This is a genomic window from Aeromonas sp. QDB31 (assembly GCF_027707605.1).
GTDB lineage: Bacteria > Pseudomonadota > Gammaproteobacteria > Enterobacterales > Aeromonadaceae > Aeromonas > Aeromonas media.
Genome location: NZ_JAPCIX010000008.1, coordinates 164,585 through 189,487, shown reverse-complemented (window position 1 = coordinate 189,487; position 24,903 = coordinate 164,585). Strand labels below are relative to the sequence as shown.

The window sequence follows — 24,903 nt, the reverse complement described above, 5'->3', positions numbered from 1 at the left end:
AGGGACTCGAACCCTCACATCCGTGGGACACTAACACCTGAAGCTAGCGCGTCTACCAATTCCGCCACCTTCGCACATTGTCATCAATCTTGTTTTACATGCCATCGATGAAGCATGTTGCAGTATGGTGCGAAGAGAGGGACTCGAACCCTCACATCCGTGGGACACTAACACCTGAAGCTAGCGCGTCTACCAATTCCGCCACCTTCGCATCACTGCGGTGGGGGATTCTATAGAGTTTTGGGGGGGCGTCAACAGCCAAAGGGGACTTTTTTCGCTGTTGACGGATAAAGCCGTGTCAAGGGCACAAAACTTCAGCAATCTGGGTCACGCCGGGGTCAGTGCGTCCTGATACATCTGTTCGTACAGGGGGACGGAGTCGGCCCAGTCGAAGCGGGTGTGCATGGCATTTTGCTGCACGCGGGCAAACCGTTCGGGTTCCTGCAGGTAGTGGAGCAGGCTGCGGCGCATGGCATCGAGCAAGGTGCTGGCGGTGGGATCGTTGAAGCAGAAACCGGTCGCCCTGGCGGGATCGGCATCCCAGTCCACCACGGTATCTTTCAGTCCGCCGACGGCCCGTACCAACGGCAGGGTGCCATAGGCCAGGCTGTACATCTGGTTGAGGCCGCAGGGCTCGAACAGCGAAGGCATCAGGAAGAAATCGGCGCCCGCTTCCACCAGGTGGGCCAAACGGTCGTCATAGGCATTGATGAAGGCGAACCGGTCGGGATGTTGCTGGGCTATGGTCTGCAACTGGGCGGCGAGGGAAGGGTCGCCCGAGCCCACGATCACCACCTGGACCTGGTGTTGCAGGAACTTGTCCAGCGCCGGGATAAGCAAATGCACCCCTTTCTGCTCGGTCAGACGACACACCATGCCATAGATGGGCAAGTTGCCGACGGGCAGCCCCGTCTCCTGCTGCAGTGACCGTTTGCAGGTGTGTTTGCCGGCCAGGTGGTCGGCGTCATAGGTGGCGGGCAGCAGGGGATCGAAGGCAGGATCCCAATCCTGATAGTCACAACCGTTGAGGATGCCGCGCAAGTCGCTCGCCCGCTGCTGGAACACGCTGGCCATGCCGTGAGCCCCCAGGTGCGTCAGCAGCTCGCTGGCATAGTTGGGGCTGACCGCATTGATCTTGTCTGCGTAGAGCACACCGCACTTGAGCAGATTGATGTGACCGTAGTCGTAGTTGATGCGTTGCTCGTAGTCCTGGATCTCCGGCACTGCCCAGAACTGCTGGCGATCGAACACCCCCTGGAAGGCTGCATTGTGGATGCTGATGACAGACCGGGTGCGCTGGAAGAAGGGATTGTGAGCGTGGCGCGTCTTGAGCAGCAGCGGCAGCAGGCCGGTGTGCCAGTCGTTGCAGTGGACTATGTCAGGGGCGAAGTTCAGCTGCTCGCAGGCGTGCAGGGCCGCCGCCGCGAGGAAGGCGAAACGTTCACCGTTGTCGGGATAGGCCTGATTGTTCTCGGCATAGAGCTGCGGCCGCTCGAAATAGGCTGGGCAATCGAGCAGATAGACGCAGATCCCGTCCAGTTCCAGCTGGTAGATTCGATAGCTGATGTCGTCCCGCCCCTGGGGGGTGGGCAACCAGCGCGAGGCGAGCAGTCTGGCTTCATCCCGGCGCTTTAGCGTCTGGTAGAAGGGCAGGATGATGCGAACGTCGTGACCCGCCCGGGCGAGATGTTGCGGCAGGGCCTTGGCCACATCCGCCAGGCCCCCGGTCTTCACAAGCCCCTCAACCTCCGAGGCGACAAACAGGACTTTCAGTGGGTTAATAGCCAACTCTTGCTCCCTTAGGTACCACGACGATACCGCCTTCGGATACGGTAAACCGCTCTCTGTCATGGTCCAGATTCTCACCGATCACGGTGCCGGGTGCAATTTCAACGTTTTTGTCGATGATGGCGCGTCGAATTGAGCAGCCTTCACCTATCTTCACATCCCCGAGCAGCACGGACTCGCTGATGTGGCTGCAGGGGCCTATGTTGCAGCGAAAACCCAGGATGGAGCGCTGGATCTGGCTGCCCTGAATGAAGCAACCGCCGGAGATCAAGGAGTTGGCAATCTTGACCTTGCAGTCATCGGTGTCGATGAAGGTGGCGGGGGGCAGCGGCGGATAGTGGGTGTGCAGCGGCCACTTGCGATTGTAGAGGGAGAAGGGGGCGTCGTCGGCCACCAGGTCCATGTGGGCCTGCCAATAGGAGTCGAGAGTCCCCACATCACGCCAGTAGACGTTGGGCTTCTCACCCGGGATCACGTTGGTGCTGTAGTCATAGACATAGACGGGAGCGCGCGGGAACAGGCTGGGGATGATGTCCTTGCCGAAATCGTGGCTGGAATTCTCCTCGGCGGCATCGCGCTTGAGCTCGCGGTAGAGCGCCTCGGTCTCGAAGATGTAGTTGCCCATGGAGACCAGAGCCTGAGTGGGATCTCCAGGGATGGGCTTCGGATGCCTGGGTTTCTCTTCAAACCCTATCATGCGGCCTTCCTGATCCACCTCGATCACCCCGAAGGCACTCGCCTCCTCGATGGGCATGCGCAGGGCTGCCACGGTGAGGGCAGCGGCCTTCTGCTTGTGGAAGCTCACCATCTGGCTCACATCCATCTTGTAGATGTGGTCGGAACCGAAGATGCAGACGTGCTCGGGGTCGGAGATCTCGATGAAGCGCAGGTTCTGATAGATGGCGTCGGCCGTGCCGTCATACCAGCGTTTGCCCATCCGCATCTGAGCCGGAATGGGATCGATGAAACGATCCGTGATGCCGACGATGTTCCAGCCTTTCTTCATGTGCAGGTAGAGGGACTGGGACTTGAACTGGGTGAGCACGTAGATGCGCAGGAAGTCGGCGTTGACGAAGTTGTTGAGGACGAAGTCGATCAAGCGGTAGCTGCCACCGAATGGGACAGAGGGCTTGCTGCGGGTGGTGGTCAGTGGCTGCAGTCGGGTTCCTTCGCCGCCAGCCAGTATCATGGTGAGTATGCCTGCCATCGTATTTCTCTCCCTGAGTTCATACCTTGAAAAGGTTTTCATATCGCTGCGAAAAAAACACCCCTAAAGGGGTGGTAAACGTTTTCTTGGTACCTTAACAGATCCCTTCTGGCACTCTCTACTTGTTTTATTACAACCGTTGCACTTATTTAGGCTTTGCTCAGATACACCTTGAATTTGCCATCGCCGGCGATCACCTCGGTCCGTTTGAAGTGCGTCTCCAGTATAGGTTGGTAACGCAGGAAGGCATTGGCGACTATGGTCAGGGCGCCATCGGCGGTGAGAAATTCGGGTGCCCTTGCCAGGAAGGTTTCGGTGGCGGCATAGAAGGTCTTGAGCCCGGCATGGAAGGGGGGATTCGAGACGATATGTTGGAATCTTTCGGCAATATCGGAGTAGACATCAGAGGCATAGACTCGCCCCTGCAGACCGTTGACCGCCAGGGTGCGGCGGCTGGACTCGAGCGCAAGGGCGCTGATGTCCACCATGTTCACCGTCAGTGCCGGGTTGCGTTTGGCCAATATCGAGCCGATGACGCCGGCGCCACAGCCAAAGTCGAGCAGCTTGCCCTGCATGGGTGGGAGACTCGCCAGCAGCATCTGGCTGCCGAGATCCAGCCCGTCGGCGCTGAAGACTCCTGGCAGTGCCATGACGGTCAGCTCGGTATCGCCGGCCTTGCACTCATAACGGCTGAACCAGGCATCCAGCTCGAACGGGGCGACCGGCTTGCCGAGCTCGCCATGATATAGGGAGCAGCGGCGGGCCGAGTCGCGTTTGACCGGTTTCTCACCATAGGGAGCCAGCAGCTTGTCGGCCCCGTTGATGCCGCCGCGGTTCTCGCCAGCGAGGAACAGCTCGGCGCCAGGCTCCAGCAGCGGGGCCATCATGGCCAGCAGATATTGCGCCTCGGCCTTGGCCTTGGGCATCAGCAGCAGCAGGGCATCGAAGCGAGGGCTCCCGCCGAGCTGGTGATCGAACAGGATGCGCTCACCCAGGGCCGCCTGCTGGCTGCGGTAATAGCAGTAATCCGTGGTGAAGACCGCCAGGGAGTCGGTCAGCTCGGCCAGTTGACGAGGGTAATCATCCTCCAGGGCACCACACACCAATAGCCGTTTGCCGACAAAGAGGGCTTGATTACGTTCCAGCATCTGGCTGACGGCACTGACAGGACGGCTCATTGGGACTCTCCACACTTTTTTGGGCGGCCATTATACATGGCCGCTTTCGCCTTGACATTTATGCCGTGTTCCCGAAATATGCCCAGACACCTTATTTATCCAGAGATGATGCAATGCGGTCATGCGTATCGAAACGAAAGCATAAACACAGCCTGACATTCGGGCCTGCTGGCGTGCGCGCGTAACCTCTCATCCCTGAGACGATTCAAGCCCCGGTAGCGACCCACGTACCGGGGCTTTTTATTGACCAATCCATCTGTTTAGGAGAAGGAAATCCCATGTTTCAAGGTTCGATAGTTGCCCTGATCACCCCATTTCGACAGGGCCAGCTGGACGAGGCCGCGCTGGCTCGTCTGGTGGAGTGGCACATAGAGCAGGGGACCCATGGCATAGTGCCGGTCGGTACCACGGGGGAGAGCCCGACCCTGACCCACGACGAGCACTGCCGGGTGGTGGAGCTGGTGGTCAAGCAGGTGGCGGGGCGCATTCCGGTGATTGCCGGGGCTGGCTCCAACAACCCGGTCGAAGCCATCGAATACACCCGTTTCGCCGAGCAGATGGGGGCGGATGCCACCCTGCATGTGGCCGGTTATTACAACCGCCCGAATCAGGAAGGCTTGTTCCACCACTTCAAGGCGGTCCATGACGCCACCACAAAACCCATCATCGTCTACAACATTCCGCCCCGCGCCATCGTCGATGTGCAGCCGGCGACCCTGGCCCGCCTCGCCGAGTTGCCGCGCATCGCCGGCGTGAAGGATGCCACCGGCGATCTGGCCCGCCCCTGGGTTGAACGTCAGCTGATCAAGAAGCCCTTTGCCTGGCTCTCCGGGGAAGATGCCACCGCCGTTGCCTACAACATCGGCGGTGGCCAGGGCTGCATCTCGGTGACGGCCAACGTGGCCCCCAAGCTGGTGGCCGAGGTCCAGAACCTGACCCTGGCAGGCGAGTGGCAGGCCGCCCGCGAGCTGCAGGACAAGCTGATCCCGCTGCATCAGGCCATGTTCGCCGAGCCGAGCCCGGCGGGCGCCAAGTATGCAGTCTCCCTGCTTGGTCTGTGCAGTGAGGAGTGCCGTCTGCCGGTGATGCCGCTGTCTGACGCTACCCGCGAGCGGATCCGCCAAGCCATGCAGGCCTTGAATCTGTTGTAAAAACTGGGCTCTGGATCTCGCTTTTGATTGCCAGGTCAATTAATGGCCAGGCTTTGCCGATATACTCGCTTGGATACAACCAAGGATGATTTGGCATGCAAGAATGGGATCCGGAGCACTTCACCAGTTTTGAACATCTCTGTGAAGTGACGTTGGCGGCGGTCAGAGAAAAGACCGAGGCCGAGCAGATCTATCTGTGGCTGCGGGCGCCAACGCCCCAGCTCTACCACTACAGGCCTGAGCAGGGCTTGCTCTGTCTGAGCGCCGACATGCTCACCTCCCTCGACCTGCCTCTCCTCTTCATTGAACGTTCCCTCGATCTCGGCCAGTTGCTGGTGGAGCCGATCGCGCCGACCCGTGCCATCTGGGAGAGCGTCGAGCCGGAGAGCCCACGCCTGCGTGCAAGCTTCCCGCTCAAGCGCCACAAGGGGTTGGAGGCCGTGGTCTATCTGGAAACCCGGCGCCGCCTCGATCGCTTGCCAAGGCGTCAGCAACAGAGCATCCAGTTGCTGATGCACTACCTCGCCGCCGAGCTGGAGAGCCGGCGGCTCGCCGGTCAGGTCGATCTGGAGCGGGATCAACGGATCAATACCCAGGCCGATCTCGTCCGCAGCCAGGCCCTGCAGGACTCCTTCCTCAGCATGCTGCAGGCATTGCACCAGGTAGGAGTCAAGCTGTCGCGCTGTGACGGTGAGGATCGCCTGCTGCACGATGCGGTGGTGCTGGCGCGTCAGGAGTTGCAGTTCGATCGCATCGCCATCTTCCTGACGGACAGTCAACTCAAGACCATGCACGGTACCTGGGGTACCAACGAGGCGGGTGAGCTCATCGACGAGCGCCATTTCATCAGTCCCATTCCTGATCATCCCACGGTGCAGGAGGCGCTGCGACGCAAGGATTATGTGCTGGTGCTGGAAGATACCCCGCTCTATTACGAGAAGCAGGTGGTGGGGCGCGGCTGGAATGCCATGGTGTCGCTCTGGGACGGGGGCACCCCCATCGGCTGGATCGCCGCCGACAACCTGCTCTGGCGTCGTCCGCTCAAGGCGTATCAGAGCGAGATCTTCAAGCAATATGCCGCCGTGCTCTCCCAGTTGCTGATCCGCCAGCGCACCCAGGCGGCGCTCGAGCGTTTCAACCGTGACCTGGAGCTGCGGGTGCAGGAGCGGACCCGGCAGCTGGCAGACACCAACCGGGCGCTGGAGGAGGCCAACCGGCGTCTCTCCCTGCTGTCGCTGGAGGATCCCCTGACCGGGATCGCCAACCGCCGTCAGTGGGACATCACCATGGAGCGGGAGTGGGAGCGGGCGCGCCGTCATCAGGGGGTATTGGCAGTACTGATGATAGACGTGGACGAGTTCAAGTCCTACAACGATCACTTCGGCCACGGCAAGGGGGATCAGTGTCTGCAACGGGTTGCGGCCCTGCTGCAGGACACCGAGCGGCGGCGTACCAATCTGGTGGCCCGTTATGGCGGTGAGGAGTTCGTAATCCTGCTGTGCGCCCCGCAACCCGGGGAGGCAGAGCGGCTGGCGGAGCAGATCCACCACGGGCTGGAAGCCCTGCAGATCCCCCATCCGGCCTCCCGGGTGGCGGCGGCGCTTACCGTCAGCATCGGCTTCAGTTACCTCATCCCCTCCTCGGGCAAGGGGTGGCAGACCCTGACCGAGCAGGCGGATCAGGCGCTCTATCACGCCAAGTCACAGGGCCGGGCCTGTACCCTGGCCTATCGCTGACGTCGGACTCACCCTCTCTCCTTCCTCACCGCGCCAGGGGGCCAACGCTCTGGTGCATCTCTTTTCCTCGGCATAAATGTGGTGGCAAGCGTTTCTCGCCCTCTGACGCATGGCGATGGGGTCGGGGTCTGGCTAGAATGGGGGCCCATTTTTCACAGACAGATCCTGCACCATGACCCTATCCGGATTTCAAGGCCTGGTTTTCGACCTCGACGGCACCCTGGTGGACTCCATGCCTTTGCACCTGGCCGCCTGGGAACATACCGCCCGCGAGTTTGGCTTTCAGTTCGATGCCGACTGGTTTTATGAACTGGGTGGCATGCCCAGCCGCAAGATAGCCTTGCTGGTGGCCGAGGTGCAGCAGATCGCGCTGGACCCGCTGGTGGTGACGCGCTGCAAGACGGAGCACTATGTGGCCAACTTGCACAAGGCGACCCCCTTCCCGGCCATGCTGGATCTGGTCAGGCGCTATCACGGTCTCATTCCCATGGGGATAGGCACGGGCTCACCCCGCATCAATGCCGAAGCCGTGCTGCGCAATACCGGACTGGATAGCTACTTCCCCGTGGTGGTGACCGCCGACGATGTCGAACTGCACAAACCCCACCCGGATACTTTCCTGCTGGTGGCACAGCGACTCGGGGTCGAGCCTGACGGCTGTCTGGTGTTCGAGGACACGGGCATAGGGGCGCAGGCCGGTGAGGCCGCGGGCATGCAGGTGTGCATGGTCAAGGAAGGGAAGCCGGTCGGATTGACCTACTGAGCAAATGGGCTGGCCGTCGAGGCCGCCAGGGGGAGAAAACCCACTCTCATACGGGACAGGCATGACATGAGAGTGGGGATGCGCGTCGTCACTAATTGACGCAGCGGCAAGCTCAGAGTCAGGAGGAGGCGAGCATCACTGCTCGCTGCTACCGCCCTGGTTGTCGTCATAACGGCTAGGGCCGCCGTGGGGACGCGGAGCCATGGAGACCCGTGGCTTGCGGGCGCGCTGGATGCTGACCTGGGGGCGGCCGGAGTGCATGGCGATAGTGGAGATCTTGGCCTTGTAGACCAGTTGCTGATTGCCATGGGCATCGGTCAACAGCACGCTGTACTGGTCGAAGCCGCTGATGGTCCCCTCCAGCTTGATGCCGCTCACCAGGAAGATGGCGACCTGACTGCGGTTCTTGCGCAACCAGTTGAGGGCAGAATCCTGCCCGTTCCCAAGGGAGAATGCCTGCTCGATGGTGGAGTAGCTTGGGGATTCAGTTGTCATAAATTATTGTCCCGCGGAAAAAAAGTGGCGTTTGATTGTGCTAAATGGTCACAGGCTTGTCAAAGTCATTCTCACCTCGCCGCCAAAGCTGCGATGAACGGGGGCTGATGTGCGGAGTCTTGAGCAAATCTGCAGATAAACAACCCCTTTTTACCTCGATATCGAGCATGAGGGTGTCAACGGTGGCTTGTTTGCGGTCGCGTCTTGGGCCGGTCTATCTCGCCCCCCTTAAGGCTCTGTACATGAACAGGGCTGGTGGTTAGCGGCGGTGGCTGCAATAATTGGCGCCTCTGGCCGTTCGCGGCCTCATGCTGGGGTCCTATCTTGCATCCGGTTTCACACCAACACCCGATTACCTATACCCATGACGCGACCGCGTGCGAAGAGTGTGACTTGCTGGTGCCGGCCACCGCGCTGGCCGTGGGGGAGACGAGCAGTTGTCCCCGTTGCGGTCACACCCTGAGTGCGCACCTGCCGCAGCAGGAACGCAGGCCCATCGCCTACGGCTTTGCGGCGCTCATCATGTTCGTGCTCTCCAACGCCTTCACCTTCATGTCGTTCTCGGCCAAGGGGGTGGGGCAGGAGATGACCTTCCTGCAGTGCATCACCACCCTGGTGGATCAGGGCTATCTGTTTCTGGGGGCCGTGCTGAGCCTGACCCTGATCGGTCTGCCACTGGTCTATATCGGTTCCATCATGCTGGTGCTGTGGCGGCTCGACAAGGATCTGCACAGCAATGCCCTGCGCTCACTCGGCCGATTGCTGTGCAGGATCAAACCCTGGTTGATGGTGGATGTCTTCCTCATCGGGGTGCTCATCTCTCTGGTCAAGCTGATGGGCATGGCCGACATCAAGATGGGGCTGTCGTTCTGGGCCTTCGTGGGCTACACGGTGCTGCTGATCAAGATGATCTCGTCCCTGGACCGGATGTGGCTGTGGCAACGTTTGTTCGGCCAGACCGAGGCGAGAGAGCTGGATCCCGAGGCCAGCGCCCTGGAGTACGGGCTGGTGGGGTGCCACATCTGCGGCGCGCTCAATGACGGCGATGCCCATAGCTGCTCCCGCTGCGGCGATCGTCTGCACCAGCGCAAGCCGGGCGGTCTGAGCCGTACCTGGGCACTGCTCATCACCTCGGTGATCCTCTATATTCCTGCCAACCTCTATCCCATCATGGACACCGTCTTTCTGGGGGACGACAGCCCCTCGACCATCATGGGGGGGGTGGTGTTGCTCTGGGCCATGGGCTCCTACCCCATCGCCGCCGTCATCTTCTTTGCCAGCGTGGTGGTGCCCCTGGTGAAGATCCTGGCGCTGCTGTGGCTCTGCTACATGGTGCAGCGTGGCCGGGTCGGCTCTCCCCTTGGCAAGCTCAAGCTCTATCGCATGACCGAATTTGTGGGACGCTGGTCGATGATCGACGTCTTCGTGGTGGCCATCTTGGCCGGCCTCATCCGTCTCGATAATCTGATGACCATCTACCCGGGCCCTGCGGCCGTTGCTTTTGCCGGGGTCGTTTTGATCACTATGGTGGCCGCCATGAGTTTCGATTCCCGCCTGATCTGGGATTTACAACAAGGAGAGCGCGAACGTGAGTGAGCGTAAGACGAGGTGGAAACCGGGCTCTGACTTTATGAGCTCGGCCGCCGCTATCTGGATGGTGCCGCTGCTGGCGCTGTTCATCGGAGCCTGGATGCTGTTTCAGCACTGGTATTCACAAGGCCCCAGTTTCACCCTGACGGTTGCCACCGCGGAGGGCATAGTGGCGGGCAAGACGGTGATCCGCTCCCGCGAGGTGGAAGTGGGTCGCATCGAGGCGGTGGAGCTCAGCGATGACTACAGCCATGCGGTGCTCAAGGCCCGTCTGACCAATGCCGCCGCCGGCATGCTCAAGAAGGACAGCCAGTTCTGGGTAGTCAAACCCAGGGTCGGGCGGGAAGGGGTGTCGGGTCTGGGCACCCTGCTCTCCGGTGCCTACATCGAACTCGCCCCTGGCAAGAAGGGCAAGGCGCGCGACGAATACGCCATGCTGGACAAGCCGCCGCTCGCCTCGGTGGACGCCAAGGGGCTGCGGCTCTCCCTCAGCAGCCGCGATGCGCGTGCCCTGGGGATCGGCTCCCCCATCAGCTATCAGGGCTTCACCATAGGCCAGATAGAGGAGGCCAAGTTCCTGCCCGAGAAGAGCGAGATGCAGTACCAGCTCTTCATCAATGCCCCTTACGACATCCTGGTGAGCAGCAACTCCCGCTTCTGGCTGACCCCGGGCTTCGAGGTCTCCATGAGCAGCGAGGGGATGAAGGTGAAGATGGATTCGCTCGAGAGCCTGCTGGATGGCGGCATCACCATGGGGCTGCCACCGGGCTGGACACCCGGTGAGCCGGTCAAGCAGATGGACAGCTTCACCCTGTTCCAGGACGAGGCGAGCGTGCTGGCCGGTAGCCTGGATCAGTTCATCGACTACGTCTTCCTGTTCGAGGACAACGTGGGTGGCCTGCACCCCGGGGCGGCGGTGCAGTATCGCGGCATCCGGGTCGGCACCGTCATCTCTGCCCCCTACCTCATCGACGACAAGGGGGTGCAGATCTTCAAGAGCCGGCAGATCCCCGTGCTGGCCCGCATCGAGGTACAGCGCCTCTCCCATCGCTACGCCAATGCGGAGCGGGAGCAGTGGCGGGCCCTGTTCAGCAAGCAGTTCAAGGAGGGATTGAGGGCCAGCCTCAAGACGTCCAGTCTGCTGACCGGCGGCAAGGTGGTGGATCTCAACTTCTATCCGGATGCCCCCGCCTATGAGCCCATCAAGCTGGCAGGCTATCAGGTGTTCCCGACAGTGCAGGCCGGGCTGGATCAGATAGAGCGCAAGGTGAACCTCATCCTCGACAAGTTCGTCGACATGGACATGGCCACCACGCTGACGCAGGTGAATAGCACCCTGGCGACCCTGGACAAGACGCTCAAGCACATCAAGGCCGTGAGTGCCAATCTGGAGCAGTTCACCGGTCAGCGTTCGACCCAACAGTTGCCCGAGTCCCTCAACCAGAGTCTCAAGCAGTTGCAGGAGACATTGCAGACCTATGATGCCGGTTCCCAGACCAACCAGGAGTTGCGTCAGTCGGTGCAGTCTCTCAATCAGCTGATGGGGGAGCTGCAACCCTTGATCCATTCACTGAACGAGCAGCCCAGTTCGCTGATCTTCGACCGCTCCCGTCCCCAGGATCCTGAGCCCAAGCGAGGAAAATGATGAAAAAACGGATGATGACCCTGGCCTTGCTGGGTTTGCTGACGGGGTGCAGTGCCGCCCCGACGGCACTGCACTACTACTCGCTGGATGCGGAGATCCCGCAGTCGAACAGCGTTACGGCACAGCCCCGGCATCAGCTGGTGCTGCGTCCCGTCGCCCTGTCTGGCCAGCTGGATCGGATGAGCCTGGTCTATCAGCTGGAAGGCAAGGAGCTGCACTTTGCCGAGTATCATCGTTGGGCGGGCTCGCTGGATGCGCAGTTGAACCAGCTCACCCTGAATGGCCTCTCCAGCAGGTTGCCGGGTTGGGTGGTGCGCCAGGACGGGGCCCGTAAGGGGCCAGTGCTGACCATCTCGGTCGAGCGCTTCCAGGGACGGCACGATGGTCGCGCCCTGCTCAGCGGCCGCTGGCGCTTGCTGACGGAGGAAGGGGTGGTGCTGCGGGACGTGCCCTTCCAGCAGGAGCGGGTCTTGCCGGCCGATGGCTATGGCGTCCTGGTCGACGAGCTGGGGCAGGGCTGGCAGCTACTGCTCGATCAGATTGCGGCGGATGTGCGCACGCGCAGCTGAACGGAACAATGAAAAACGGGAGGCCAATGCCTCCCGTTTTGTTATCTGACACAGGGATTATTGCTGAACTTCCGAGACCCCCTGCACCTTGACCTCTACCCGGCGATCCGGGGCCAGGCAGACGATCAGCTCGCGCTTGGACTTGCTGGTGCAGCTGTCGCCGGTGACGGGAGAATTCTTGCCCTGACCCTCCACGTTTACCTTGCCGGCAGGCAAGCCCTTGCCGATCAGGTAGTCGGCCACGGTCTGGGCCCGCTGCTCGGAGAGCTTCTGGTTATAGGCGTCGGAGCCGATGCGATCGGTGTAGCCGATGACGGTGGCCGAGCCATCCTTGGGTCTGGCTTCTTCAATCTGGCTATAGAGGGTATCCAGTGCCTGGCCGGCTTCCGGCTTGAGGGTGGCCTTGTTGAAGTCAAACAGCACATCCGAGCTCAGAGTGAACTGCTTGTCGACCATCACTGGCTCGGGGGCCGGTGCCGGGGCGGCAACCGGCATGGCCGGTGGAACCTGGCCGAAGCGATAGACGGCGGCCAGGGAGAGCAGGCCGTTGTCCATGCGCAAACCCGTGTCTTCACGGCTGCCGTACGGGGTGCTGTACTGGTACTCGAGGCGGGCGGCCCAATCCAGATTGAAGGCGTACTCGGCCCCCAACGCACCGACGAATACGGCGCGGCTGTCGCTGTCCAGCTCATCGCTGCTGGTCCAGCCGTAGCCGCCACCGAGGCGACCGTAGAGATCCAGATTGTCCGCTACCGGGAAGCCGAGCTTCAGGGTCAGCTGGGCCAGTTGGGCTTCGACAGAGTCATTGAAGGCAGCGGCATTGCGGGTACCGTTGTACTTGAGCTTGCCAAGGTAGTCGTAACCGAGCTCGATCCCCAGATTCTGATTGATCTGGTAACCGGCGAAGGCTCCGGCTCCGACCTCGTCGTCATCTTTGTCCGTGGTAGTGATGGCGTTGCTTTCGTCGACGCCATAGAAGTTGGACCAACCCAGTTTGGCACCGCCATACCAGGTGTTGTCTTGTCCGGCTGCCTGAGCGTTGGCTGCAAGCAAGCCTGAAACCAGCAAGGTAATCAGTGTTTTGTTCATAGAAGCCTCTGCAATCTTGTGTGTGGGGAGCGCGAATCCATGTCGCCTCACCTCATGGGTTGGGCCTGCATTCAGCCACAACATGTTTAAACGTAGCCCGTTTTTTTTGAACCACAAGCAACTGATATAAAACATATTGTGATAACAATGCCCATCATAGGGGAGTTATCCGGGCGAGAGGCCAGTATGACTCCAATTTGTGACGGGGGTCATATGAGTTGGCTGTTTACTGTCCAGCCAGGCAAGCACAAAAAAGGCCGACATAGTGTCGGCCTCTGCATCCTTACTGGGGGATGAACTCGTACTCCCGTTCGATGAAGGTGGCGGCGCGCTCGCTCAGAGCGGCGTGTACGGCCGTGGTCGGGTGGACCTGATCCCAGAACATCTTGCCTTCACAGTCGAGCTCGCTGGCGCCGCGGCTAGCCAGCGGGCTGGCAACGGCTTGGGCCAGCAAGGGGTTGCCTGCGATGGCGAGGCGTTCCTGCGCATTGAAGGGGGCAAACCGACTGTCGGCGGTGGCGCTGCGGGACGAGAAGGGCTTCCACACATAGCCCCCGCCGTAGCAGGCGTTCTCTGTATCGCTCAGGCCGAAGTTCTGCGGCTCCCGCAGCATTTCGGCGAACTGCTTGTCGATCTCGAACAGTTTCACCATGCCGGTGGGGGCCAGCTCGCGGGCCAGGTTCAGCAACAGCTCATTGTGATAGCGGGAAACATGGCTTGCCGCCTCCACCACCTTCTGGCTGCGGGCCGACGGGTTCTGGCCCAGATCCGGCAGGTTAAACAGCAGGATCTGTTTTGCCCCATGGAGCACCATACGGTTGGCAGAGTCACTGATGACGTCGCGTACCCGTTTGGCGTCCAACTCGGTATTCCAGCCATAGGCCAGATAGTCGTTGGCACCGACCCAGAGGATCACCAGATCGTCCGCCTTGAAGCCGTCCTTCTCAAGGAACTGGGTGATCTCATAGTCCAGGTTGTTGATGACCTGGTACTTGGGGTTCCAGGAGATCTTGTTGTAGGCCACCGCGGTGGCTCCCCCTTCCGCTTCGTTGACTATTTTCAGCCCCGGGAACGGTTGGGTCAGCTGTTCCAGCCAGACGGGGCCGTTGGAGAAGCGGCCCTGGTAGTAGGGCGGGCTGGAGGGGAGATAACCGCGCATCTTGTCGTACATCTTGCCGGTGTCGGAGAGGCTGTCGCCAAACATCACGATGCGGGAGAAGGCGGGACGACTCTCGGCTGCCTGAACGGTCAGCGTCAAGAGTCCCAGTAAACACGGAAGCCATTTGTTCATCTTGTTGTTCTCATGGAGTGGATGCAGGCGCTGCCTGCGGGCTGTTCCTCGAAGGCAAGGGGCTGGGGACCCCTGTTGCCAGGCCGAATGGTATCCACTCGAATACAATCTTGCAGCAAGCCATGGGCATTAAATCGATTGCGGTCACACTGCTCTCCCCTGGATGGGGGAGGCTTCACGTTTGTTTCACGCCTGCCCGGGCAAGATGCCTGCATACCCAATGACAGGAGCGTGAAATGAACAAAGCAAAGGTAATCGGCCTGGTGGCCATGATGTCCGTCTCTTCTTTCGCCATGGCGGCCTACACCGGCCCCCAGGAGCAGAACAAGGTCTCGGTCGCGCAGTTGAAAGATGTGGCAGATGATCAGTGGGTGACCCTGGAAGGCAAGCTGGTCAAGCACCTTGGCGGCGAGAACTACAGTTTCCGCGATGACAGCGGCGAAGTGGAAGTGGAAGTGGACGGGGACGTGTGGCGTGGTGTCGAAGTGGGCCCGAACGATCTGATCCGCATCCGCGGCGAGGTTGACCACAGCTGGAACAAGACAGAGGTAGAGGTCGAGCATCTGGAGAAGGTCGGTGCCGCTCCCCAGAGCAAGGGCGGCTTCATCGCCAAGTAAGTTCGCAGAGCATGCTAACAGGAAGGGCGCTACATAAGCGCCCTTCCTGTTTTTGTGGGTGCCGTCAGCCGGCCCGTACGGCGACGGTGCGCTTGAACCCTTTCTCGGCCTGATTGACCTTGTAGAGGTAACGACGGGCCTCCGCCTTGGGGTGCTGCTCGGTCAGCACCTGATAAACCGCCTCGGGGGAGAGCCGATTGATCATGTCAGGGGCCGCCTTGCGGTTGCTGGAGAAGGTGTTGAGCACCCCGCCCGCCCCACCGTTGTAGGCGGAGATCACCGCATAGCGACGGGATTGGGGATCCTGGATATCCGCCAGGTAGACGGTCTGCAGCAGGTGCAGATAGGCCGTTCCCACGTCTATGTTGTAGGCCGGATTGAACAGATCCTCCCGGGTTGGCTGTCCGCTCTTGCCCTTGACCCGTACATAGACATCCCGTCCGGCTGTGGCCGGGATCACCTGCATCAGGCCATAGGCGTTGGCATGGCTGACCGCATAGGGGTTGAAGCTGCTCTCGGTCTTGATGACCGCATAGATCAGGCTCTCGGCGACGCCGTACTTGCGGGAGGCATCGCGGATGATGCTGGCGTACTTGTAGCCGCGCTTGTCCTCGTGGTTGGCCACCATGGGGATGTCGACGAAGAAGATGGTGCGAATGCCGAGGGTACGTTTCTTCATCGCGCTGCCGAGCAGGTAGTCGGCATAGCGCTCTGCGCGCCAGCTGGAGCGGATGGCCTGCCCCTGGTTGTCCAGCACCTGGCCGTAGAGGAAGGGCTCGCCACCGGGCATGATCTCCCTGTCCGAATAGAGATCCACTTCAGCAGGATCGTCCGGAGTCAGCAGCGTCTCTATGATGGCACGGCGCAGGTGGGCACGGGGATCGAGCCCGGAGACCGTCTCCACCATGATGTGGCCGCTGGAGAAGTCGATGTGGGCCCGGCTCTTGTATTGATCCGTGTATTTGACGTAGTCAAACTTGCCCGCAAACAGTGCCTCGCGCCCCCATATCTCGTTCACGTTATGGGAGAGTGCACTGATCATGTGTTCGAAGCCGCGTATGTCCTTGCCGTTGACCAGATCTTCGTCTTCTGCCCCGGGTTTGGGAGAAGAGGAGCAGGCAGAGAGAAACAGCAGGGCGCACAGCAGCCAAAAAATTCGACCCATAAGATCCTCAAACTGGGCGGTGGGGTCGCCCGTCACGCACGTGCCGTGAACCAGAAGAGTGCCGGCCGTTGATGGGCACTCTAGCTGGATCACGGTGACAACTCATTGGCACCGGGCCGGGAGAAGCATGGCCGCAGATAGCCGGGTTCCGGCGCTCTGTGCTCCCTGCTCATCGGCTCGACTCACTGGCTGGGAGGGGTATAGCCGTCGATGGCCACTTCACCGGCTTCAAACAGGTAGTTCACCATCTCTTTTTCCAGCAACTGGCGGTGCTCGAGATTCATCATGTTCAGCTTCTTCTCGTTGATCAGCATCACCTGCTTTTTCTGCCATTCGGTCCAGGCTTCCTTGCTGATGTTGTCGAAGATCCGCTTGCCGAGTTCACCGGGGTAGAGTTGGAAATCGAGACCCGGCGCCTCTTTTTTCAGACGCTGGCAAAATACGGTACGGCTCATGTTGACCTCTGTGGTTGTAAGTCCGGGTAGGCGAGCAGGCGGGCCGTGGCGGCCGCCAATCCCACCTCGGCAGGATGGCGTAAGTTATACCAGAGTCGGGAATCTGCTTCCATGAGCAAGGGCGGCGGCGGGGCAGCCATTTCGATCAGCAAGGGGCGAATATCGAGGTGGAAGTGACTGAAAGTGTGGCGAAATCCAGCTAGCTCCCGGTAGTCGGTCTCATCGAGTCCCAGCCCCTGCAAGCGGCCCGTCACCTCCGTGAGCGACTCCACCTGCGGGAAGCAGTATAGCCCGCCCCAGATCCCCTGGGGCGGGCGCTTCTCCAGCAACAGCTGGTCGCCGTGACGGATGATCAGCATGATGCCGTTGCGGGCCGGAATGCTTTTCTTCGGTTTGCTGTTGGGGTAGGTGGTGGGGTTGCCCTGCGACAGCCCCTGGCAATCGACCTGTACCGGGCAGCGCGTGCAGGCGGGCTTGCTGCGGGTACAGACGGTGGCGCCCATGTCCATCATGGCCTGGTTGTACTGGGCCACGCCGAGCCTTGGGGTGAGGCGGGTCGCCAGCTCCCAGAGATCGTTCTCCACCTGCTTCTGGCCGGGCCAGCCCGGCAGCGCCAGCCAGCGGGTGAGCACCCGCTTCACGTTGCCGTCCAGGATGGCATGGGGCTGACCGAGAGAGAGGGAGAGCACGGCACCGGCGGTGGAGCGCCCTATCCCGGGCAGGGCCATCACCTCGTCCAGTCGCTCCGGAAACAGGCCGCCGTGCAGATCACGGATCTGCTGCGCCGCCTTGTGCAGGTTGCGGGCACGGGCGTAGTAACCGAGCCCGGTCCAGTGGTGCAGCACCTCGTCGATGGGGGCGTCGGCCAGCGCCAGCACATCGGGGAAGCGGGCCATGAAGCGCTGATAGTAGGGGATGACGGTGGCGACCTGGGTCTGCTGCAGCATGATCTCGGAGATCCAGACCCGGTAGGGGGTCTTGTCCTCCTGCCAGGGCAGGGTCTTGCGGCCGTGGATCTGGTACCAGTCCAGGATCCGGGTGGCGAAAGTGCTGTTATCTGAGTTGCTCACGGGGTTCTCATGTTTTGATTAAAAAGGGGAGCTCTCGGGCTCCCTCTTGAGATGGCAGTCGGGCCAGCAGGTCCGGCTTGTTACTGTGGCCCGGTCAGCCGCGCCAGTCCTGCAACGCCTTGAGGCTGACATGCTGACCGCCGACCTGCAGGATGATGTAGTCCTGGGCGATGGCAACCAGCAGCACGCCGGGGGCGACCTCGCTGCCCTCGCGCAGCTCCCGCCCGTTGATCACCACGGCCCGTTTGGCCGGGTCGGAGGAGAAGTTGTGGGCACCATAGGTCAGGGGAGGAACCTGTTGTTTCAGCGCGGGATCCAGAGAGCTGAGGGGCATGGCTCCGGACTGGGGCTGGGCTTGCACTGCCCCCTCTTCCACCAGCGGGGTGTTGTTGAGGGCCATCATGATGCGCTCGGCCAGGCTCTGGGGGGCATTGCCGGCGGTCGCCGCTGCGGGGGCGGCGGCAACGGGTCTGGGTTGTACCACGGGCTCCGGCAGGGGCGGGGGCAGCGGGCGGGTGACCATGGATCTGGGTTCGACTCGCACGAAGGGCGGCGTCACCACCTCCTTCACCTCGATCTGCTGTTCGAGTGGCTTGAGGTGGTAGAGGTGCCAGCCGTAGTTGGCGGCGGCCCCCATGAGCAGGGCCAGGGGAGCCAGGAGCCACCAGATCCAGCGTCGGTCTGGCTCTTCTTCCTGGCTCACGGGCAGGCCCATGAGCGGCATGTGGGGAGTGAACTGGGATTGGTCGGCGCGGCGCAGGGCCTTGAGCAGGGTAGACATCAGGAGGCATCCTCCATCAGGGGATCCATGGTGTCATCCGCCACGGCATCCAGATCGACAGGCGTGCTGGCACGCAGGGATTCATCTTCCAGCCTCGGCATGGGTTCACCGGCCACGGCATTCAAGCGCAACAGGGTATTGCTGCCGGCGATGCCGTCCGGGGTCAACCCCTGCTCACGCTGGAACTGTTGCAGCTTGCTCTTGAGGGCTGCATCAAAGCGGCTCACCTTGCGGTCTGGCTGCTGCATGGCGCGGTTCAGTGCATTGTCCAGCCACTGGGCCTGGGCCGCACTGGCGTTACTGCCTATCAGGGGCACGCCGCCCTTGGGCATACGCCATAGCAGGGTATAACTGCCCCCCCAGGCGTCGGACAGCCACTGCCTGTCCACCTGCCAGCTCTGATTGCCGATGAGCAAGGACGCCTTGTCCGGCCCCAGGCTTACCAGGGTGGCGTAATAGAGTCCTCCTGTTTCATCGGTCAGGCTGATGAGGGCGGGATATTGCAGCGCCTGCAGCTCGGCCAGCGAGGCTTCCCCTTCCTGGCAACGCAGGCCGGCACGGGGGGCGTCATTGCAGGTCGCCTCCTCCAGCTCGGTCTGATAGCCCCATACCCTGAAGAGATTCTGCATGGCGACGTCCGGCTCCAGCGCCTGATTGATGGCGCGGGTCAGCTGTTCCAACTGTTCCGGTGTCTCATCCACCTTGACCGGCACTTCTACCTTGACCAGGGGGCGGGCAGGGAAGACGCCGAAGAACTGCCAGCCCCACCAGCCAGCGGCGACCAGCAGGGCGCCTGCCAGGGTCACGGTGAGGCCGGACTGCCAGCTTCCCTCGTCACGAATGCCGCTCACTTCATAGGCCGCCAGGCTGATGTCGCCGTGGGCTATCTTGTGGCTGCCGCGGGCGAAGGCGGCGATCAGGGCGCGGTCGCAGATGAGGTTGATGAGGCGCGGGATGCCACCGGAGAGGCGGTGCAAGGTCTGGATTGCCTTGGGGGTGAAGATGGGCTGGACACAGCCAGCCACCTGCAGCCGGAAGCGCACATAGGCGTCTACATCCTGACAGGAGAGCGGCAGCAGATGGTAGCGGGCCGTGATGCGCTGGGCCAGCTGGCGCAGCAGGGGCTGACGCAGCATCTGCTGCAGCTCGGGCTGGCCGATGAGCACTACCTGCAGCAGCTTCTTCTCGTCGGTCTCCAGGTTGGTGAGCAGTCGCAACTGCTCCAGCACGCCGGGCAGCAGATGCTGGGCTTCATCCACCAGCACCACGCTGCGCTTGCCCGCAGCCAGATTGGCCAGCAGGTGATCGCGAATGAGATCGAACAACTGCTTGAGGCTGGCTTCCTGGGCGTAGGGCAACTGGAACTCGTCACAGATGGCCGCCAGCAGATCCCGTTCGGTCAGGGAAGGATTGAGGATGTAGGCGATCTCGGTCTCGGCGGGCAACTGCTGGAGTAGGCAACGGGAGACAGTGGTCTTGCCCGTGCCCACTTCCCCCGTCAGCAGCACGAAGCCGCCGCCGTCCTGCAACCCGTAGTTGAGGTGGGCGAGGGCCTCCCCGTGGCGTTCGCTCATGTAGAGATATTTGGGGTTGGGCGAGATGGAGAACGGGGGCTCCGACAGACCGAAGAACTGTGTGTACATAAGGATCCATTCCATTGTTATGGCGGCAGGTTAAAGCCTCCCCAGAGGGATGTCAAAGACCCGGATACCATAAGAGGGGCATCCCGGTCACCGGCTCAAACGGCAATGAGGCGCGGGGTCGAATGATCAGAGGGTAGTCGCACTTCCCGAGCCGGGATCCGTCGTGTCTGTCGGCCAAAAGCGGTATCATCGAGGCAGGTTTATCGAGGGAGAGTGCGCGTGCAGATTTATCTGGTTGGGGGAGCGGTCCGTGATCGCCTGTTGGGATTGCCGCAGGGGGACAGAGACCACCTGGTGGTCGGTGCTACCGTGCAACAGATGCTGAGCCTCGGGTTCACCCAGGTTGGTCGCGACTTTCCGGTGTTTCTCCACCCCAGCACCCAGCAGGAGTATGCCCTGGCCCGCACCGAGCGCAAACAGGGCCTGGGTTATACAGGCTTCGTCTGTCATGCCTCTCCCGAGGTGACGCTGGAGCAGGATCTGCTGCGCCGGGATCTCACCATCAACGCCATCGCCGAAGATGAGGGCGGGCAACTGCACGATCCCTATGGCGGTCTCAGGGATCTGGAGGCGCGGCTGTTGCGCCACGTCTCTCCGGCGTTTGCCGAAGATCCCCTGCGCATCCTGCGGGTGGCGCGCTTCGCCGCCCGTTTCCATGAGCAGGGCTTCGTGGTGGCCCCCGAGACGCTGGCGCTGATGCGGGAGATGACCGACGCCGGCGAGCTTGCCCACCTGACCCCGGAGCGGGTCTGGAAGGAGTTGGAGAAGGTACTGCTGGGGCAGACTCCCCGGGTCTTCTTCGAGGTATTGCGCGAATGTGGTGCCCTCAACGCGCTCTTCCCCGAGCTGGACGCCCTGTTCGGGGTGCCGGCACCCGCCAAGTGGCACCCGGAGATCGATACTGGCATCCACACCATGATGGTGCTGGATCAGGCCTGTCAGCGCTCTTCGGATCTGCCGGTTCGCTTCGCCGCCCTCTGCCACGATTTTGGCAAGGGTGTGACACCCCCTGCGTTTTGGCCCAGCCATCACGGTCATGGTCAGAAAGGGCTGCCGCTCATCCGGGATTTCTGCGAGCGGTTCAGAGTGCCGAACGACTGCCGTGATCTGGCGCTGCTGGTGAGCGACCTGCACACCCATATCCACATCGCCTTCGATCTCAAGCCACCGACCCTGCTGAAGGTATTCGACAAGGCGGACGCCTGGCGCAGGCCGGATCGCTTCGCCCAGTTGCTGGATGCCTGCCGCGCCGACTTCCACGGCCGTACCGGTTTCGAAGAGAAGGTCTATAGCCAGCCGGATTATGTGGCCCAGGCCCTGGCTGCGGCCCAGGCGGTACCGGTCAAGGAGATAGTGGCGGCGGGTTTCAAGGGGGAGGGGATCCGCGAGCAACTCGCCAAGCGGCGGCTCGATGCCATCAGCCGGGTGCGAGACGAGTGGACCTTTATCGAGGAGTGATGTCGGCCCTGAATGCCAACCATGAAAAAGCCCGAGTCACTGACTCGGGCTTTTTGCTGTGAGGTGCTTAAGAGAAGCAGGCCTGCAGCACGTAGAAGATGGCGATGGCCAGGATGGCACCGGCGGGCAGTGTGATGACCCAGGAGACCACTATGTTGCGCAGCACGCCCAGGTTCAGGGCGGCTATGCCACGGGCCAGGCCCACCCCCATCACGGCACCGACCAGGGTCTGGGTGGTAGAGATGGGCAGGCCGGTACCCGAGGCGATCACCACGGTGGCGGCGGTTGCCAGCTGGGCGGCGAAGCCACGGCTCGGGGTCAGGTGGGTGATGCCGGTGCCGACGGTGGCCATCACCTTCTCACCCATGGTGGCCAGACCGATGACGATACCTATGCCGCCAAGGGGCAGTATCCACCAGGCGATGTGAGAATTGCCGGTGATCTGGCCGGCACTCTCGACGGTGGATACCACGGCGGAGAGCGGGCCTATGGCGTTTGCCACGTCGTTTGAGCCGTGGGCGAAAGCCATGGCACAGGCGGTGATCACCATCAGGATGCCGAACACCTTCTCCACGTTGGCGAAGTGCATCTTGTTGTCATCCTGCGGGTTGTACTGCTGACCGCGAATGTAGAACCAGCCACCGATGGAGAGGGTCACCGAGATGGCGATGGAGAGCAAGATACCCTCGCCGTCACTCAGGTGCAGACCGACGTGGGTCAGCCCCTTCTTGATGGTCACCAGGCAGATGACCAGCGCGGTCAGGAACATGTAGAACGGGACATAGCGCTTGGCGTTGGCCAGCGGGTTGTCCGTGTTGAAGATAAGCTTCTGCACGCTGATGAACATGAAGTAGGCGATGATGCCGGAGATGGCCGGTGTGACCACCCAGGAGCCGACGATGCCGCCAAACTTGCTCCATTGCACCGCTTCCGGGCCGACGCTCACCACGGCGAAGCCGACGATGGCCCCGATGATGGAGTGCGTGGTCGAGACCGGCCAGCCGAAGTAGGAGGCCAGGATCAGCCAGAGGCCCGCGGCCAGCAGAGAGGCTATCATGCCGAGCACCAGCACATCCGGGGTATCGGTGAAGGCATTGGTATCTATGATGCCGTTACGGATGGTCGCCGTGACTTCGCCGCCGGCCAGATAGGCGCCGGCGAACTCGAAGATCATGGCGATGATGATCGCCTGACGGATGGTCAGAGACTTGGTGCCGACCGATGTGCCCATGGCGTTGGCGACGTCGTTCGCCCCTATGCCCCAGGCCATCAAAAAGCCGAACAAGGCCGCCACGAGCACCAGGGTGGTGCCGTAATTTGCGATAATGTCCATTAGTAGTGTTTACCCAGTCAGTCGATTACGAACGAGCCAGCATCAGTTCCAGACGGGCGCCAACGCGCTCGGCCTGATCAGCCAGGTCACCTACCCATTCGAGGATCTTGTAGAGGAACATAACGTCGATCGGATTGTATTTGTGCTCAACGGCTTGCAGCTGTTGGCGCAGCCCGATCTGCATGGTGTCAGTATCGTCCTCGATGAGATCCAGCTGATGGATCATCTCGGCAACCATTTCAACTTCACGTCCTTTAAAGCCGGTTTCGAGCAGCTCATCGAGTTCTCCGATGGCTTTTTCGGCTTGGGCGGTCGCATCGATACAACGTTTGAGATAGGCCATGAAATCGGCACGCATCTCGGTGGGGAATTCCATTTTGCGGCCAAGCATGCGGCCGGAAATATCCTTGGCACGATTGGCGATCTTGTCCTGCTGAGTCAGTAGTTCCAGCAGATCGGTACGAGCGACCGGCAGAAACAGGCCGCGAGGCAGTTTAAGGCGAATTTCGCGTTTGAGAATATCCGCTTCTTTTTCCAGCTGGGCTATCTGTTGCCGGATTTTTTCGGCATCTTCCCAACGGTCTTCGGCAACGGCATCAAAGAAGGGAACCAGCTGCTGGGAGCACTGGTGAACCTTGACGATATGCTTCTGCAGCGGCTTGATGGGGGACTTGGCAAAAAGACCCAAAATAGTATTTACTGGCATGGCCAAACCTGTGTCGGTGAAAAAACACTCGATACGATTTTATGAGGGGCGCAGGATAACCGAACTGTGCCATCAATAAAACCGTGAATTAATCCTTATCTATCGCTGGCATTATATCCTCGCGACCCGGATCATGCCCCCCAAAGTTGCCTGCCTGCCCGGAATGACTATGCAAACTGAGATCGAGATAAAGTTTTTCGTCACCAGCAACATTCAAGACTTTATCTCCAACTTTCTGAATTCACTTGAAATTATCTCTTCTGAACAGGTCCGCCTCGGCAATGTCTATTTCGATACGCCCGCTCTGGATTTACGCCGGCTCGACATGGGATTGCGCATCCGTCGCAGCGACCATTTTTCCGAGCAGACCATCAAATGCCGTGGCCAGGTGGTCGGGGGGCTGCACGCCAGACCCGAATACAACGCCCCGGTGAGCGGCGATCTGCCGACCCTGTCCGCGTTCCCTGACCACATCTGGCCAAGTCTGGCCGTGCGCGACGAGATCCAGTCCCGCCTGGTGGCCCAGTTCAGCACCGACTTCCTGCGTCGTCACTGGCTGATCGCCTTCGACGGTGCACAGATTGAACTGGCCTGGGATCGGGGGGAGATTGTCGGTGTCCTGGGCCGCGCCGAGATCGATGAGCTGGAGCTGGAGCTCAAGTCAGGTGAGGCGAGCGCCCTGTTCGGGTTGGCCGCGCACCTGGCGGATCTGGGAGGGGTCAGGCTGGGATCCCAATCCAAGGCGCAGCGGGGCTATCGGCTGGCGGGGCTCGGCAAGCCGCTGGCGGTGCAACCCCTGCCTGATATCGGCGAGCTCGATGGCAAGGCCTGCATCACGCTCGGCCTGCAGCTCTGGCAGCATCACGAGCAGCTCTGGCTGGAGTGCGGGAAGAAGGAGCGGCAGCAGGCGCTGCAAGGGATGCTGCAGGGTTGCGACCTGGTGGCCGAGGCCGCCGAGAACCTGGCGCAGGCCCCTGCCTGGTTGCCCGCTCTTCGGGTGCAGCAGCGTTTGCTGGCGGAGGCGGGGGAAGAGCAGCTGTCGGCCCTGCTGCACGGCGCCGATCTCGTGGGCCTGCAACTGGCCATTGCGGCCTGGCTGCACCTGGATTCTTGAGGGTTCAGGTTTGCACTGAATGCAAAAAAGGTGAGTCATGGCTCACCTTTTTTGCTTGT

Annotated in this window: 22 protein-coding genes and 1 tRNA gene; 9 read left to right on the top strand and 14 right to left on the bottom strand. The window is 61.3% G+C overall.

The genetic code is table 11. The annotated features are described in order from the left end of the window. Positions 1-125: 125 nt before the first annotated feature. From PG898_RS11095 to rsmC, 4 genes are all read right to left on the bottom strand, one after another. Positions 126-211: transfer RNA gene (locus PG898_RS11095), tRNA-Leu, on the bottom strand. Between the two features lie 116 nt (positions 212-327). Further along, entirely contained in the window at positions 328-1,788 is a 1,461-nt protein-coding gene (gene glgA / locus PG898_RS11090) for a glycogen synthase GlgA (protein WP_270824145.1), read from the bottom strand. After that, positions 1,778-2,995: a glucose-1-phosphate adenylyltransferase gene (gene glgC, locus PG898_RS11085; protein ID WP_005327542.1), complete on the bottom strand. Its 1,218-nt coding sequence runs from the start codon at positions 2,993-2,995 to the stop codon at positions 1,778-1,780. Before glgC ends, glgA begins: the two co-directional genes overlap by 11 nt. Positions 2,996-3,144: 149 nt before the next feature. Further along, a complete protein-coding gene (rsmC, locus tag PG898_RS11080; RefSeq protein WP_270824144.1) occupies positions 3,145-4,173 on the bottom strand; it encodes a 16S rRNA (guanine(1207)-N(2))-methyltransferase RsmC in 1,029 nt (342 codons plus the stop codon). A 278-nt stretch (positions 4,174-4,451) separates the two neighbouring features. On the opposite strand from rsmC, the gene dapA reads away from it, so the two are divergent. From dapA to PG898_RS11065, 3 genes are all read left to right on the top strand, one after another. Further along, a complete protein-coding gene (dapA, locus tag PG898_RS11075; protein WP_005327540.1) occupies positions 4,452-5,324 on the top strand; it encodes a 4-hydroxy-tetrahydrodipicolinate synthase in 873 nt (290 codons plus the stop codon). Positions 5,325-5,419: 95 nt separating this feature from the next. After that, the gene (locus PG898_RS11070) at positions 5,420-7,060 is read left to right on the top strand and encodes a sensor domain-containing diguanylate cyclase (RefSeq protein WP_270824143.1); all 1,641 of its coding nucleotides are present in this window, start codon (positions 5,420-5,422) and stop codon (positions 7,058-7,060) included. Positions 7,061-7,232: 172 nt separating this feature from the next. Beyond that, positions 7,233-7,823, top strand: coding sequence for an HAD family hydrolase (locus tag PG898_RS11065; protein WP_270824142.1), 591 nt, complete (start codon positions 7,233-7,235; stop codon positions 7,821-7,823). A gap of 135 nt (positions 7,824-7,958) precedes the next feature. Here the strand turns inward: PG898_RS11065 and hfq are convergent, their stop codons facing one another. Further along, on the bottom strand, positions 7,959-8,318 hold the full coding sequence (hfq, locus tag PG898_RS11060; protein WP_005327536.1) for an RNA chaperone Hfq: 360 nt from the start codon (positions 8,316-8,318) through the stop codon (positions 7,959-7,961). Positions 8,319-8,642: 324 nt separating this feature from the next. Between hfq and PG898_RS11055 the strand changes: the two genes are divergently transcribed. Genes PG898_RS11055 through PG898_RS11045 form a run of 3 tightly spaced genes read left to right on the top strand, consistent with a single transcriptional unit; the run spans position 8,643 to position 12,122 of the window. Beyond that, positions 8,643-9,914 carry a paraquat-inducible protein A gene (locus tag PG898_RS11055; protein WP_270824141.1) on the top strand — a complete coding sequence of 424 codons (1,272 nt, stop codon included), beginning with the start codon at positions 8,643-8,645 and terminating at the stop codon, positions 9,912-9,914. Then, a complete protein-coding gene (gene pqiB / locus PG898_RS11050) occupies positions 9,907-11,553 on the top strand; it encodes an intermembrane transport protein PqiB (protein ID WP_270824140.1) in 1,647 nt (548 codons plus the stop codon). The genes PG898_RS11055 and pqiB overlap by 8 nt, the downstream gene beginning before the upstream one ends. Beyond that, entirely contained in the window at positions 11,553-12,122 is a 570-nt protein-coding gene (locus PG898_RS11045) for a PqiC family protein (RefSeq protein ID WP_270824139.1), read from the top strand. Before pqiB ends, PG898_RS11045 begins: the two co-directional genes overlap by 1 nt. 57 nt (positions 12,123-12,179) lie before the next feature. On the opposite strand, the gene ompA is transcribed toward PG898_RS11045, so the two are convergent. Beyond that, complete coding sequence (gene ompA, locus PG898_RS11040) at positions 12,180-13,211, bottom strand: porin OmpA (protein ID WP_005327530.1); 1,032 nt, start codon at positions 13,209-13,211, stop codon at positions 12,180-12,182. A gap of 283 nt (positions 13,212-13,494) precedes the next feature. After that, the gene (locus PG898_RS11035; protein ID WP_270824138.1) at positions 13,495-14,502 is read right to left on the bottom strand and encodes an SGNH/GDSL hydrolase family protein; all 1,008 of its coding nucleotides are present in this window, start codon (positions 14,500-14,502) and stop codon (positions 13,495-13,497) included. 236 nt (positions 14,503-14,738) lie between these two features. On the opposite strand from PG898_RS11035, the gene PG898_RS11030 reads away from it, so the two are divergent. After that, positions 14,739-15,119 (top strand): YgiW/YdeI family stress tolerance OB fold protein, encoded by a 381-nt coding sequence (locus PG898_RS11030; RefSeq protein ID WP_226170401.1) that lies wholly within the window; start codon positions 14,739-14,741, stop codon positions 15,117-15,119. A gap of 64 nt (positions 15,120-15,183) precedes the next feature. Here the strand turns inward: PG898_RS11030 and mltC are convergent, their stop codons facing one another. The 5 genes from mltC to PG898_RS11005 form a co-directional block, all read right to left on the bottom strand. Further along, entirely contained in the window at positions 15,184-16,284 is a 1,101-nt protein-coding gene (gene mltC, locus PG898_RS11025) for a membrane-bound lytic murein transglycosylase MltC (RefSeq protein ID WP_005327524.1), read from the bottom strand. A 182-nt stretch (positions 16,285-16,466) separates the two neighbouring features. Beyond that, entirely contained in the window at positions 16,467-16,739 is a 273-nt protein-coding gene (locus tag PG898_RS11020) for an oxidative damage protection protein (protein WP_041204967.1), read from the bottom strand. Then, complete coding sequence (mutY, locus tag PG898_RS11015) at positions 16,736-17,809, bottom strand: A/G-specific adenine glycosylase (RefSeq protein ID WP_270824137.1); 1,074 nt, start codon at positions 17,807-17,809, stop codon at positions 16,736-16,738. Before mutY ends, PG898_RS11020 begins: the two co-directional genes overlap by 4 nt. A gap of 94 nt (positions 17,810-17,903) precedes the next feature. Then, positions 17,904-18,590 carry a GspB family T2SS assembly factor variant ExeB gene (gene exeB / locus PG898_RS11010; protein WP_270824136.1) on the bottom strand — a complete coding sequence of 229 codons (687 nt, stop codon included), beginning with the start codon at positions 18,588-18,590 and terminating at the stop codon, positions 17,904-17,906. Then, positions 18,590-20,233 (bottom strand): ExeA family protein, encoded by a 1,644-nt coding sequence (locus PG898_RS11005; RefSeq protein WP_043128542.1) that lies wholly within the window; start codon positions 20,231-20,233, stop codon positions 18,590-18,592. Before PG898_RS11005 ends, exeB begins: the two co-directional genes overlap by 1 nt. 219 nt (positions 20,234-20,452) lie before the next feature. Here PG898_RS11005 and PG898_RS11000 point away from each other — a divergent pair, with 219 nt between their 5' ends. Next, complete coding sequence (locus PG898_RS11000; RefSeq protein ID WP_182786551.1) at positions 20,453-21,691, top strand: multifunctional CCA addition/repair protein; 1,239 nt, start codon at positions 20,453-20,455, stop codon at positions 21,689-21,691. Positions 21,692-21,758: 67 nt separating this feature from the next. On the opposite strand, the gene PG898_RS10995 is transcribed toward PG898_RS11000, so the two are convergent. Continuing rightward, positions 21,759-23,024 (bottom strand): inorganic phosphate transporter, encoded by a 1,266-nt coding sequence (locus PG898_RS10995; RefSeq protein WP_005327500.1) that lies wholly within the window; start codon positions 23,022-23,024, stop codon positions 21,759-21,761. A gap of 25 nt (positions 23,025-23,049) precedes the next feature. Beyond that, entirely contained in the window at positions 23,050-23,730 is a 681-nt protein-coding gene (locus PG898_RS10990) for a TIGR00153 family protein (RefSeq protein WP_025328355.1), read from the bottom strand. Between the two features lie 169 nt (positions 23,731-23,899). Here PG898_RS10990 and PG898_RS10985 point away from each other — a divergent pair, with 169 nt between their 5' ends. Further along, positions 23,900-24,844: a CYTH domain-containing protein gene (locus tag PG898_RS10985; protein ID WP_270824135.1), complete on the top strand. Its 945-nt coding sequence runs from the start codon at positions 23,900-23,902 to the stop codon at positions 24,842-24,844. Positions 24,845-24,903 lie beyond the last annotated feature (59 nt).